Origin of the sequence: Blautia sp. OM07-19 (assembly GCF_003481595.1) — a bacterium.
Taxonomy (GTDB): Bacteria; Bacillota; Clostridia; order Lachnospirales; family Lachnospiraceae; genus Blautia_A; species Blautia_A intestinihominis.
On record NZ_QULA01000012.1, the window covers coordinates 87,194 to 99,458 of the forward strand.

The following is a 12,265-nucleotide window of genomic DNA, read 5'->3' on the forward strand; positions in this document are numbered from 1 at the left end:
TGCATTTTTAAAATTTAGATTATGTGGCTATGTTGCTCTTAACTGGTTAAAAAGCCTTTAAAATCGTCTATATGCGTTAATACTCCGTACTGTCTGTCTGGAGTTTGAGTAAAAAAATGGAGCTCGGAAATCCAGCATTCATGCGGGTTTCCGGGCTCTTGCTATGTGGTTTGAGTACAGATTGAGTACAAAAATCAATTATATATGCTCTATGTGCTGTTGAAGCCATGTTATTACTGGTTGCACATAATCATTCCATTTTTCAGATTTTGAAGCAAGTTCGATTATTTTTGATAGACCAATAGCTTTATCATAATCAAGCCTTTCAATGGCGTCATTTATATATTTATGGTCATCGTCGACGCTATGTATATTAGTCAATACTTGTTTTATCTCATTATCGTTTGGTATGATTTCAGAGGAAGTGGTTATTATCATTTCGCGTATCCACTTTTCAGGTTTATAATTATTTGGTAAATTATATTGAATTATATGCGATAAAACATTATTACGCTCGGTATTAAATGCTTGTCCGGTTATCTTGTCTTTTATTTGCGTTAGCTTTTCTTCGTCTGTTTTATATACATCGCCATCAAGAACAGCAATAATATTTTCACTTAGTTTATTATCTAATTCAAAGCCTGAAAGTATAGTAAAAGAGTTACTTGCAGGTCCAAAAGTAAAAATATCAACATATCTTTTGCAATTCATTGAATGGCAAATCTGAGAGATAATTGTTTTTGATAAATCATCTTCCACATATATTTTAATGGGTTTTTCTGATTTACCCATTAAATCTTGAATAGAATCAGAAGAGATATAATTGCTAACAAGAGTTTTTTGTGAAGTCTGAGTAATGTATTGAATACCAACATAGTCTCGTAATTCATTCATTAAAATGGAATGTGTGGTAAAAATAATTTGTAACTGACGTTTGCTGTCATTAGCTATTTCATACATTTTTTTAATTAGTCTGCGTAAAGCATTAGTATGTAAAAGTAAATCAACTTCGTCTATTAATACTAGTGAATATTTGGGGACAGAGTATAGTGCACTAAGAATTTTAAAAACACGTTGTTCTCCAGCTCCCATACTTAAAGAAACGTATGTTCCGTTTTGCTCACTTGATACACCAAGGTAGGTTTTACCTTTTTTTGATTTCAAATATTTGAGATTATCATAAGCAATATTTAGAACATAACCAGTGGATGAAATGATTTTACTACTATCCTTTAATTCTTCATCTGTAGCAAAACTTATAAATGAATTGGTATGCTCCTGCTCGATTGCTGGAACACATGTTTCTATACCAAAATATTCTATATGCCTTTCTGGTCTACGGTTATAATGTGGAGTCCAACGTTCATCCTTAGCAAAAGAAATAGTGCTTCGTTTTGGCTCACCTTTCAGTTTATATGAGTGAGTGACTTCAAATTTGCTGTCATTCCACAATGCATAAGGGTTGGGGGTAAAGAAGTAACTAAATTTGTAATCTTCTCTTGTTTCTCCATCAAGAGGTTTGTAACAACAGGCTAATGCATGTAATATAGTAGATTTTCCAGCACCATTAACGCCCATAATTGCTGTTAATCTTGTGTCAGAGAAATTAAGGGTTAAATCTTTTAAATTTTTCAATTTGTCAAAATGTATTGATTCAATATACTGCTCAGAAATTTGCATAAATTCCTCCCTAATTATCTGTAGTATCTATTAGTGGATAATGGCTTCTCTGCAATTCCAATTCTACTTTTTCTTTTGTCTCAGCTATCTCATCTATAGCTACCTGTGTGGCTTCATTTGGATTATCACCAGCGGATTTCAAAGCACTCTGGTAGATAAAATTCATTTTTTCCCATTTCAATAAGTCATTAAAAACCTTATAACTTCTGATATTCAACAAAGCATCCCGCAAAGACAGCGTATGTGTTTTTCCTCTGGCCGTATATCCGATTTCAAGATAAGAGGAAAGAACCGGATTCAGATGGATGGATACGGTATCGTCCTTTAACAGCTTGTCTTCTCCTCGCTCTCCACTGATCTGGAGGATGCCGGAATTGCAAAGAACCATAAGTACGCCCATCAGATCACCGACTGTTTCCAGACGAAGTCCAGCAGTATCACTGCCATTCAAAGCATTATAACTGACACCGAGTGCAGCTGCAATTTTCTCTAACTGAGGAGGTTGTGGCTGCATTTTATTGGTTTCGTATTTTCGGATAGAAACCGGATGGATACCGGTCAGCTCAGCCAGTTTATCTTGCGTGATTCCGATTTGCTTTCTGCAGTATTTGATTTTTTCTCCTATGGTCATTCTTATCGTCCTCCATGTATCGAGATGGCTACATTATACCATGTTTGAAAAAATTTTTCTACTAGCATTTCAAAATACTTGACAATAGCGAAGTCGCTACATATAATGAGAATATAAAATGTAGCGATATAGCTATAAAAAGAAAAGGAGGATGCATATATGGCAGAAAACAACAAGATTTATATTACTGCAAATGAACTCGCAGAAATGCTGGGTGTTTCTGTAGGTCATGCTTACAAGTTGATTCGTAAGCTGAATCAGGAACTGGAAAAAGAGGGATTTCTGGTGATTGCGGGTAAAGTTCCCAGACGCTATTTTGAAAAACGCTGGTATGGTTTCAGTGCATAGGAGGTGGTCGAATGAAAGCGGAAAAAGACAAGAAAACAGGAAAATGGTTGATTCAGTATCGTTATACAGATTGGCAGGGGAAACGCCGGAAATCCACCAAAAGAGGTTTTGCGACCAAAAGAGAGGCGGAGGAATGGCTTCGAAATTTCCTTATTAAGCAAAAAGCGGACTTTGATATGAAGTTTGAGGATTTTTGGAAGATGTATTATGCAGATATTGAGACACGTCTGCGGGAGCATACCATGAGAACGAAAAAGTATATCGTGGAGTTGAAAATTCTCCCGTATTTCGGGAATAAGCGGGTAAATGACATTACTGCAGCTGACATCCGTCAATGGCAGAATGAATTGATTAAAATGGGGTATTCACCCACTTATCTGAAAACAATCAATAATCAGTTGAGCGCAATCTTTAATTATGCGGTTCGATATTACGATTTGAAAAGTAATCCCTGTGCAAAAGCCGGAAGTATGGGTAAGAGCAAGGCAGAAGAAATGGATTTCTGGATAGGAGAGGAATTTAGGAAGTTTATCGACAGTGTTATGAACAAAAGACTTTCTTATATGGCATTTATGACCTTGTACTGGACGGGAATGCGTTTGGGAGAACTTCTGGCTCTGAATCCTAAAGATGTAGATCTGGAAAAGAGAACAATTTCTATCACAAAATCATATCAACGTCTTGGCAAGAAAGATGTGATCACTCCACCAAAGACACCGAAGAGCAAGAGAGTGATTACCATTCCAGAGTTTCTGGCTGCAGATATCAAAGATTATATGGACAGTTTATACGATTTGCAGGAGAACGACAGGCTGTTTCCCATTACAAAATATTATCTGGAGCATGAAATGCAGCGAGGAATTAAAGAAAGTGGCGTAAAACGGATAAGAGTACATGATTTGAGGCATTCCCATGCAAGTATGTTGATCGAACTGGGATTTTCGCCATTGGAGATTGCGAATCGGCTCGGACATGAAAAAGTGGAAACTACGCTGAATACCTACGCACATCTTTATCCAAACAAGCAGACAAAACTGGCTGAACGGCTGGACAGTGAATACAAGGGGGATTTGTAATGAGTGGATTAGATAAAGACAGAAAACGTAATCAGACAGTTTGTTTTCGAATGACACCAGAGGAACGCAGAGAATTAGAAGCTCGCATTAAAGTGAGTGGACTGCCAAAAGGGAAATATTTCATTCAGTCGGTACTCCATCAGGAAGTAAAGATTGCGGTTGGTAAATATCAAAGTGATCGGTTAAGCCTTGAAATACGGAGATTGTGGGAACGTCTGGATCATCTGGAAACAGAGGATTTATATGAGGTACTGGCAGATTGCCGGGCACTAATGCAACAGGTAATTGAAATCACTGGTAATGATTGTTCAGTAACATGGAAAGCAAGTGATTTTAAAACAGAGATATTGGAAGATGAAAAGTAAAAGCCTTTAAGTGTCGGCAAACACCTAAAGGCGGAGACTTGGTAGAAAATCCAAATCAAATACTAAGGTTATTCTACCAAAGTCTCCACTTTCTTTCAACAGAAAATGGAGGTAATTTTGGATAACAGAAGAGATGAACCGAATTTAAAACTGATTAATATGGAACAAGTAGAGATAGAAAAAATAGACTGGCTGCTTTATCCCTTTATTCCCTTTGGGAAAGTTACGATTGTGCAGGGAGATCCTGGTGAGGGCAAGACCACAATGGTGCTGCAGATTATTGCAAAGATGACAAAAGGCGAGGCGGTATTACCATCGGACAGTGATGAATCAGCCTTGAAGGAAAAAACAATGGCTCTGGAGCCGGTAAATGTGATTTATCAGACTGCAGAGGATGGATTGGGCGATACCATTAAGCCCCGACTTCTTTCAGCAGGTGCAGACTGTTCCAGAGTGATGGTAATTGATGATAACGATCAGGCGTTGACTATGATGGATGCCAGATTAGAAGAAGCTATCATACGGACAAAAGCACGCCTTGTAGTTTTAGACCCGATACAGGGTTTTCTGGGGACTGATGTAGATATGCACAGGGCAAATGAAATCCGCCCCTTGATGAAGCGTGTGGCGATGCTTGCAGAGAAATATCATTGTGCGATTATTTTGATTGGTCATATGAACAAAAACAGTAATGGGAAATCGTCATACCGTGGACTTGGCTCTATTGATTTTCAAGCAGCAGCCAGAAGCGTACTGATTGTCGGAAGGATCAAGGATGAACAAGAAATTCGTGTGGTGTGTCATGTGAAAAGTTCCCTTGCACCGGAAGGAAAATCCATTGCATTTCGTTTGGATAAAGATACGGGATTTGAATGGATTGGGGAATATGACATCAGTGCCGATGATTTGTTAAGCGGAGATAACCGGGGGCAGAAAATTCATGCAGCAAAGGAATTTCTGCAGGAAGTCCTGACATCTGGTTCTGTAGCACAGACAAAGGTGGCAGAAGAAGCGGAAAGTCGGGGAATTAAAAAGAAAACACTATGGAATGCGAAGAAGGAACTTGAAATTGAGTCTGTGAAGATTGGTAACCAGTGGTTCTGGATGTTGCCTGAATAGTATTGGGAAGATGGCAAGATTACCATCTCTTTAAGAACAGGGAATCTTGCTATCTTGAAAGGAGCTATGAATGAAAAATGTACAAATACCACAGGAATTATTTATGAAACTGCTCCGATATCATCTGCTTGATGATGATAGTTGTACTGAAGATGTGAAAAAAGGATTGGAACAGAAAATGAACACTATGGTGGAACGTGAATTATATACGAAATCAAAAACCGCTCCAACAGAGGAAGAACGGGAAAAAGCCCGACAGGAGTATCTGGACAGGCGGGGAATACAGGCTGACTTTCGATGGTAATTCTTCTTTGAATGCCATATGACAGGGGCGTGGCACGCTCCTGTATAAATGGCAGACAAGGAAAAGTTGCAGATGTGAGGACGGAAGTTTTTGTAAGACATCTGAAAGGGAGCCCTGACAGGGCATCCTTGGTAAGGATTTTGAATGTATCTGGAAAGGAGACTGGACAATGAGAGAGGGAAGACTTGGTTACAACAGTAGTAACGGAAGATATGGCATCTTGTTATCGGACTTATGGATTGATACCGGATTGCATTGTGGGGAATGCCTGCAGATTTTGCTGGATGGCAAATGGGTACAGACCCGGATGGAAATGGATGCTGAGCGGAACTGGTATCTGGTGGGCACACCGTATCGTGGTGACCTGGAATATATTCAGGCAAGGATATAACAGGGCACAGACATACCGACCGAAGGGAGAAAAAGGTCTTCGCTCCGCTTCGGCCGGTGCAGAACAGACGTCCCCCGGACGTCTTGCACCCCGGCAGGGCGCAAGGGTACTTTTGATGGACGGTACGGCTGTCGAAAGTGCTTTTGCGTTACTTTTGAAAAAAGTAACAAAACCGCCCTAACGGGCATGAATACAATTTATGTGCCGTATCCGGCACTATTTAGAGAATGTGAGGTGAAAAAATAGGATGATGAAAAGAACAATCAGCGGTATGACAGGAACAGGTTCTCTTGCGCATAACAGAAGGGATTTTATTGCAGAAAATGTTAATCAGAACAGAGTATATCTGAACATTTGTTACCGGGATGAAAATCTGAAGGATGTTTACAAAGAACTGTTTGATGAATCGGTAGAACGGTATAATGTCGGGAAAAGAAATGATCGGAAGATTACGAATTATTATGATAAGATTCAGCATGGAAAGCAGGAGAAGTTGTTCCATGAAGTAATTTTCCAGATTGGAAATAATAAAGATATGGCTGCCGGGACACCAGAGGGAGATCTTGCGGTGAAAGTATTGGATGAATATATGCAGGATTTTCAGAGACGAAATCCAACACTCCGGGTATTTTGCTGCTATCTGCATCAGGACGAAGCTACCCCACATCTACATATTGATTTTGTACCTTATGTGACCGGATGGAAGGGAAAAGGAATGGATACAAGAGTCTCGTTGAAACAGGCGTTGAAAAGCCTTGGATTTCAAGGCGGTGCCAAGCATGATACAGAATTGAATCAATGGATCAATCATGAAAAAGAAGTTCTGGCAGAGATTATGGAGCGGCATGAAATCGAATGGGAGCAGAGAGGAACTCATGAAGAACATCTGGATGTGTATAATTTTAAGAAGAAGGAACGTGCAAAAGAAGTAAAGGAGCTGGAGCAGAAAATAGAAAATTTGACAGCAGATGTAGAAGCGACAGAATCAGATATAAAGGCGCTTAATCAGGAAAAAGCTGATGCAGAAAAAGCCAGAGATCAAGTCAGGGAAAGCAAAGAACAGGCGGACAAAGAACTGAAGCATATGGAGAAGCAACGGAATCAGTTACAGCCAATCATAAATAGTATTGATAAGGAATTAAAGAATTCCGGGCAAATTAAATTAGTGTTGCCAGAAGTCGGGGCACTGGAACTGGCGTCTACATACCGCAATAAAAAGATTAAACCTCTGTTCGCTAAGATGAAGAATTATATTGCAGGATTAGCTGCAAAGGTGATAGAACTTTCCAGAGAAGCAGAAAAATGGAGAGATAAATATCAGCAGTTGAAGAAAGATTATGATGATCTAGAAAAGGATGCTGATAAGGTGGCGGATATGTGCAATCAGTTGTGTGATGATGTAGATAAGCTGGAAGTAATATCAGATAAATATAAAAGAGCACTACGGATATTTGGCAGTGATACTATAGAGTCGGCAATTTGGCGTGATATTCAGAAGGAAAAAGCACTGGAAGAACAAAAACGAAAAGAGCAGATGCCGAGAAAACTGAGTGACAGGCTGCAATGGGGCAGAGAAAGAAGCCAGGAGCACAATATGCAGCAGAAGAAAAATAAAATCAAACACAAAGAAATGGAGTTGTGAGAATATGAAAAAACATATATAGGATGCGAACGATATGTAAGTTAGCTACATTATAGTAAGCACAGAGAGCAGTCGGAAGGCTGTTCTTTTGCTAATATAAGAATGGTGTTTGGAATGTGAGTGTGATAAAATGAGAAAAAGACAGATGGTGTTTAGCAAGGAGATATGTAATGTTTGGAACAGTTATTATAGATGCGTATAGAAAAGAAGAAGCCTTGGAAATGGCAGATGCTATCGATGATTTATGTTCTCCGACAGATAACTACGGTTGGGCTTCGGCAGGAATTTATTGTTTTTGGGATTACTATGCGGAAGCAGTTCTCTATATTGGATTAGCAGGCGACCTAGCAGAAAGATTTAAACAGCATAATGGGATTTTACCAATTAAAGAGGGATCGAAACAAAAACAAATTGAAGATTATTTTTCAAGAAATGAACGATTGGGTTACACAATATTTGTGCAATCGCCGTTATCTCAACCGTTGGTTCATAGAAACAGAAAAGTGTATGAGAAATTTGCAAAGCAGCAGAACTCTCCAATTGAGGATATGTTAAGTGAGCAAGGACGAGATGATATAAAGAGAGTAGAAGGCATATTAATTGAGTCATTCCGAAGAAAGTATGGTCATTTTCCTCTATGGAATAGTATGGGTGGTTCTATGGTGGGACAAACAAAAGTAATGGAGAACAATATTAATATTGTAAATAGTTTTTGTCAACCAGATAATTACGTAATAAATCCTATAGTATCACGCTCTACAATTCGAGAATTGTCTAGGAATCCAGAATGGGAATGGTACGAGAATTATTTGCATGCTGCAAGAATGAATTTACTTATATTAGGAATGGAATATGACGAAGCATTGGAGTTTATAAATAAAAATGATACACTTGGTACATATGAACGAATGAAGAAAAGCGGATATTTAAGAAAACGATTGATTGTTTAGATTTTTCTTCAAAATGAAAAATCGTAATTCAGTTTATAGAACTGAAAATTATCGGGAATCATGAGGTGAATGTATGCATTTGGGATTTTCATATATTGGATTGATTTTTCTTATCATGTTGATGATTCCAAACTTATATTGGACGAAGAATCAGCCAAAGGATTACGAAAAATATGTACATAATGAAAACAAAATCTTGCTGTTGTTTGAGAGAGCCGGCGAAGTTTTAGTGACTTGTTTGTTGCTGATTTTCAGTGATTTTAATATTCAAGGTATTACAGCATGGATGATTTGGTTAATTGCTGCATTTGTGCTGATGATTATGTATGAATTATATTGGATACGATATTTTAAAAGTGAAAAGACGATGAAAGATTTTTATAGCAGTATAATGGGTATTCCTGTTGCAGGTGCTACTCTTCCAGTTATAGCGTGTTGTTTGATTGCTATATACGGACGAAACCCAATGTTATTCGTGTCTACAATAATACTGGGGGTAGGACATATTGGCATTCACTTAAACCATAGGAAAGAGTTATAAATTCTGGTTATGATAAGAAATTTACAAAAGTGTCTCATTGCATAAAATCGGAAAGATGTATATTCTTAGATCAGGAGGTGGCGGATATGGCTAATGAAGATAAGAAGGATTTTAATGCAATGCTGCAGGATAATAAAGATATGCCAAAGTTTCAGATAATCACGGATGTAAAGAGCATTGAAAAATATGGTGGAAACAAAATGTACTTTGCACCGCCCATTGCTTATGATGAAGTGATGAAAAAAATTCCATATGGTAAAGTGATTACAGTTGGAAAGATAAGAGAATTTTTTGCAAAAGAGAATGATGCAGATTTTACAGAACCTATAACTGCCGGAATTTTTGTATCTATTGCTGCCTGGGCAAGCCATCAGAGATTGAAAGATAAAACTCCTTACTGGAGAACGCTGAAAGCAAATGGTGAATTGAATGAAAAGTATCCCGGAGGTATCCAGGCACAGAAAGTAAGACTGGAAGCAGAGGGACATATCATTATTCAAAAAGGCCGGAAAAATATCAGATATTACGTAAAAGATTACGAAAATTTTTTGTTTGAAATGGATTAATCTGTACCAGACACGCAATGTCTGGTGGAAAATCAGGTGATTCTCGGTTTGTGTCGTGGGATTTTTTGAAATAATTGGTAAGCTGTAGGTGAAAGAGAGGTAGAAACATGGACACAAAAAAGATAGGAGCTTTTTTGAAACAATGCCGTAAGGAAAAAAATCTTACACAAGAACAGCTTGCAGAAAAGTTTGGCGTATCGGCGAGAACCGTTTCCAGATGGGAGACAGGATCGAATATGCCGGATCTAAGTATATTGGTTGAACTTGCTGATTATTATGACATTGAAATAAAAGAGCTCCTGGATGGAGAAAGGAGTTCGACCATGAACAAAGAGATGAAAGAAACATTAAACAAAGTAGCTGATTATGAAGATTGGGTAAAGCAAAAAGCTTTAAAAGCCGGAAATCTTGCTTTTGCATCTATGTTCCTGATCAGTGTTGGAGCTATTATCATACAGCTTCTATTGGCAGTAAATCTTCGTCTGGTGCTGGGTGAAACGTTAATTGCTCTGGTAGGCGGAATTGTATATGCGTTTATTATGGTACATAATGGCATTTGGGATAAAGGCTTGTCTGCGAGAGAGGCACTATGGAGAGATTTCCTTACCAGTGTGATCTGTGCAGGAATTTTCTCTGTGTTTTATGGTATCTGCCTGAGAAGAATGGGGGCAACCGAGAAGCAAACGATATATTTCGCTTTACTTTTTCTGGGTGGAATTACAATCGTGGCATTTATTGTTCTCAGAGTATTATCATATTTTAACCGGAACAGACGCCGGATTTCAGTTAATGAGGAGCAAAGAGATATTCCAACGACAAAGACAGGCAGTACAAAAATTTACAACGCTAAAGATATAGTAGAAGCGGGAAGAATTATAGAACTTTTAAAAGAACAAGGAATTGCTGCTTTTTCACAGGAAGCGAGTGCAAGCGTCGCTATGCATGGTGCACCGGGATTTGGTATGTATGGTGTGGATGTATTGGTGGAAGGTGATGAAGCGAAAAAGGCAATACAGATTATCGAAGCCGCAGATGATTCTCAAAGCAAAGAAAAATTTTGACATTTCTATGGAACCGTGATAATATGATTATAGAAAAAGAGTGCTACCGATAGACGGTTAGTCCGATATAAAGTTAGACAAAAATTGCCGCTTAGTTTACCAGACTGGGGCGGCTATTTTTGTGGTTTATGATTATCCTTACCGAATGTGTATCCGATACTAAAGCAGGTTAAGCCGAAGCCCACTACTGCTATAAAATCTAAAATACTCATTGGCTTAGCCCTCCTTTCCAGTGGATTCCCGTTCGGGTTTCTATGTAATCAGAGGGTCACAGTCCCTCTGCTGAAGGACTAACCGCCTACCGTTGTATGGTAGCACCCATGCACTGATTATAACAGTCAGAGTGTATGGCTGCAACAGCAAATTAAAGTAAGTGCAACTATAATAATTGAATTATGTAGGATACTTGCCGATATTGAAAAAAATAACAGTGGAATAAACTTCGGATTGGGAAGTAAATGATATATGGAAATTTTAACTACTAGGGAATGGGCAACTGTGATCTGGGCATTTATTTTATTTGTGTATGCAATGGTACATAGACAGATTAGAGAGGCATTTTGGAATGTTGTAAAAATATTCTTTGGTAAGAAGTTAAGAATACTTTGGGGGATTATTTTCCTTTATGTTTTGGGTATAACTTTAATATTTTATCAGTTACCGTTTTGGGATAATGCTTTTATTAAAGATATTATAGTTTGGTTTGTCTTTTCAGGTTTGATATACTGCATGAATGCTGTTTCAAAAGAGGCAGATGAGGAATATATTAGAAAAGTTTTAAAAGATAATTTGAAATTGACGATTGTTTTGGAATTTATTATTAGTACATTTACTTTCAACATATGGGTTGAATTGGTAATTATTCCGATCACAACAATAATTGTAATTATGAATGTAATTGCAGAGCGCGAAGAGGAGTATGAGAAAGTACATAAGTTGCTAGATATGGTTCTTGCGGTGGCAGGATTTTGGATGCTATACGAGACTATAAAGATTGGAATACATGAATATAAAGAACTGGATGCATTAAATACTTTTATTAGTTTTATGATTCCTATTGTGTATTTAATACTAATTATACCGTTAGAATACATACTTGAACTTTATTCAAAATATGAAGTGTTGTTTGTCAGGATGTCATTTAAGGAAGCAAAAGATAAAAAAATTCAAAGAAGACATCGTTGGCTTGTGATAAAAGTATGTAAACTTTCAGGGCATAAAGTGATGCTCTTTCAAAAGAAATATTGGTGCAAAATGTATAGTAGAATGTCTGTAGCAGAATTTGAGAATCTGATAAAAGAATTCAGGGGCGAATGCAATAATGAGAGATAATTTCTGTATTTCGGAATAAATAATTGGATTGATATATGAGTACATTTTGAGTGCAATTTTTATGCCAGTCAAAATTATGCCTGCTAATATGGCGAATACAACAATGAAAAGTAGCGAAAACGCTATTGAAATTACAGAAATCAATCTCCTGTGAGACGAGTTTGAATAATTAAAAATTTCTGGAAAGCCTTATAAACAGGCAATGTCATTAACTTTATCAAAAAGCAGAAATCGTAAGCATTTATAAAACTATGATTCC

General features: G+C 37.7%; 14 protein-coding genes. 12 read left to right on the plus strand and 2 right to left on the minus strand.

From position 1 onward, the window contains the following. Positions 1 to 198 precede the first annotated feature (198 nt). Both DXC01_RS10240 and DXC01_RS10245 read right to left on the minus strand, forming a co-directional pair. A complete protein-coding gene (locus tag DXC01_RS10240) occupies positions 199 to 1,680 on the minus strand; it encodes an AAA family ATPase (RefSeq protein WP_118698834.1) in 1,482 nt (493 codons plus the stop codon). A gap of 10 nt (positions 1,681 to 1,690) precedes the next feature. Further along, positions 1,691 to 2,311, minus strand: coding sequence for a helix-turn-helix domain-containing protein (locus tag DXC01_RS10245; protein WP_118698835.1), 621 nt, complete (start codon positions 2,309 to 2,311; stop codon positions 1,691 to 1,693). 159 nt (positions 2,312 to 2,470) lie between these two features. On the opposite strand from DXC01_RS10245, the gene DXC01_RS10250 reads away from it, so the two are divergent. From DXC01_RS10250 to DXC01_RS10310, 12 genes are all read left to right on the plus strand, one after another. After that, positions 2,471 to 2,659 carry a helix-turn-helix transcriptional regulator gene (locus tag DXC01_RS10250; RefSeq protein ID WP_117449617.1) on the plus strand — a complete coding sequence of 63 codons (189 nt, stop codon included), beginning with the start codon at positions 2,471 to 2,473 and terminating at the stop codon, positions 2,657 to 2,659. An 11-nt stretch (positions 2,660 to 2,670) separates the two neighbouring features. After that, positions 2,671 to 3,735 carry a site-specific integrase gene (locus DXC01_RS10255; protein WP_118698836.1) on the plus strand — a complete coding sequence of 355 codons (1,065 nt, stop codon included), beginning with the start codon at positions 2,671 to 2,673 and terminating at the stop codon, positions 3,733 to 3,735. Beyond that, the gene (locus DXC01_RS10260; protein ID WP_118698837.1) at positions 3,735 to 4,100 is read left to right on the plus strand and encodes a plasmid mobilization protein; all 366 of its coding nucleotides are present in this window, start codon (positions 3,735 to 3,737) and stop codon (positions 4,098 to 4,100) included. Before DXC01_RS10255 ends, DXC01_RS10260 begins: the two co-directional genes overlap by 1 nt. 105 nt (positions 4,101 to 4,205) lie before the next feature. Continuing rightward, positions 4,206 to 5,219, plus strand: coding sequence for an AAA family ATPase (locus tag DXC01_RS10265; RefSeq protein ID WP_118698838.1), 1,014 nt, complete (start codon positions 4,206 to 4,208; stop codon positions 5,217 to 5,219). Positions 5,220 to 5,289: 70 nt separating this feature from the next. Then, complete coding sequence (locus DXC01_RS10270; protein WP_118698839.1) at positions 5,290 to 5,523, plus strand: complexin-2; 234 nt, start codon at positions 5,290 to 5,292, stop codon at positions 5,521 to 5,523. A gap of 169 nt (positions 5,524 to 5,692) precedes the next feature. Continuing rightward, positions 5,693 to 5,914: a DUF5348 domain-containing protein gene (locus tag DXC01_RS10275; RefSeq protein WP_118698840.1), complete on the plus strand. Its 222-nt coding sequence runs from the start codon at positions 5,693 to 5,695 to the stop codon at positions 5,912 to 5,914. Between the two features lie 247 nt (positions 5,915 to 6,161). Further along, entirely contained in the window at positions 6,162 to 7,556 is a 1,395-nt protein-coding gene (locus DXC01_RS10285; RefSeq protein ID WP_118698842.1) for a plasmid recombination protein, read from the plus strand. Between the two features lie 170 nt (positions 7,557 to 7,726). Continuing rightward, entirely contained in the window at positions 7,727 to 8,506 is a 780-nt protein-coding gene (locus tag DXC01_RS10290) for a hypothetical protein (RefSeq protein WP_118698843.1), read from the plus strand. A gap of 73 nt (positions 8,507 to 8,579) precedes the next feature. Continuing rightward, complete coding sequence (locus tag DXC01_RS10295) at positions 8,580 to 9,047, plus strand: hypothetical protein (protein WP_118314506.1); 468 nt, start codon at positions 8,580 to 8,582, stop codon at positions 9,045 to 9,047. An 86-nt stretch (positions 9,048 to 9,133) separates the two neighbouring features. After that, a complete protein-coding gene (locus tag DXC01_RS10300) occupies positions 9,134 to 9,613 on the plus strand; it encodes an MGMT family protein (RefSeq protein ID WP_117650622.1) in 480 nt (159 codons plus the stop codon). A gap of 107 nt (positions 9,614 to 9,720) precedes the next feature. Beyond that, complete coding sequence (locus DXC01_RS10305) at positions 9,721 to 10,674, plus strand: helix-turn-helix domain-containing protein (protein ID WP_118698844.1); 954 nt, start codon at positions 9,721 to 9,723, stop codon at positions 10,672 to 10,674. A gap of 465 nt (positions 10,675 to 11,139) precedes the next feature. Beyond that, complete coding sequence (locus DXC01_RS10310) at positions 11,140 to 12,006, plus strand: hypothetical protein (RefSeq protein WP_118698845.1); 867 nt, start codon at positions 11,140 to 11,142, stop codon at positions 12,004 to 12,006. Positions 12,007 to 12,265: the final 259 nt, after the last annotated feature.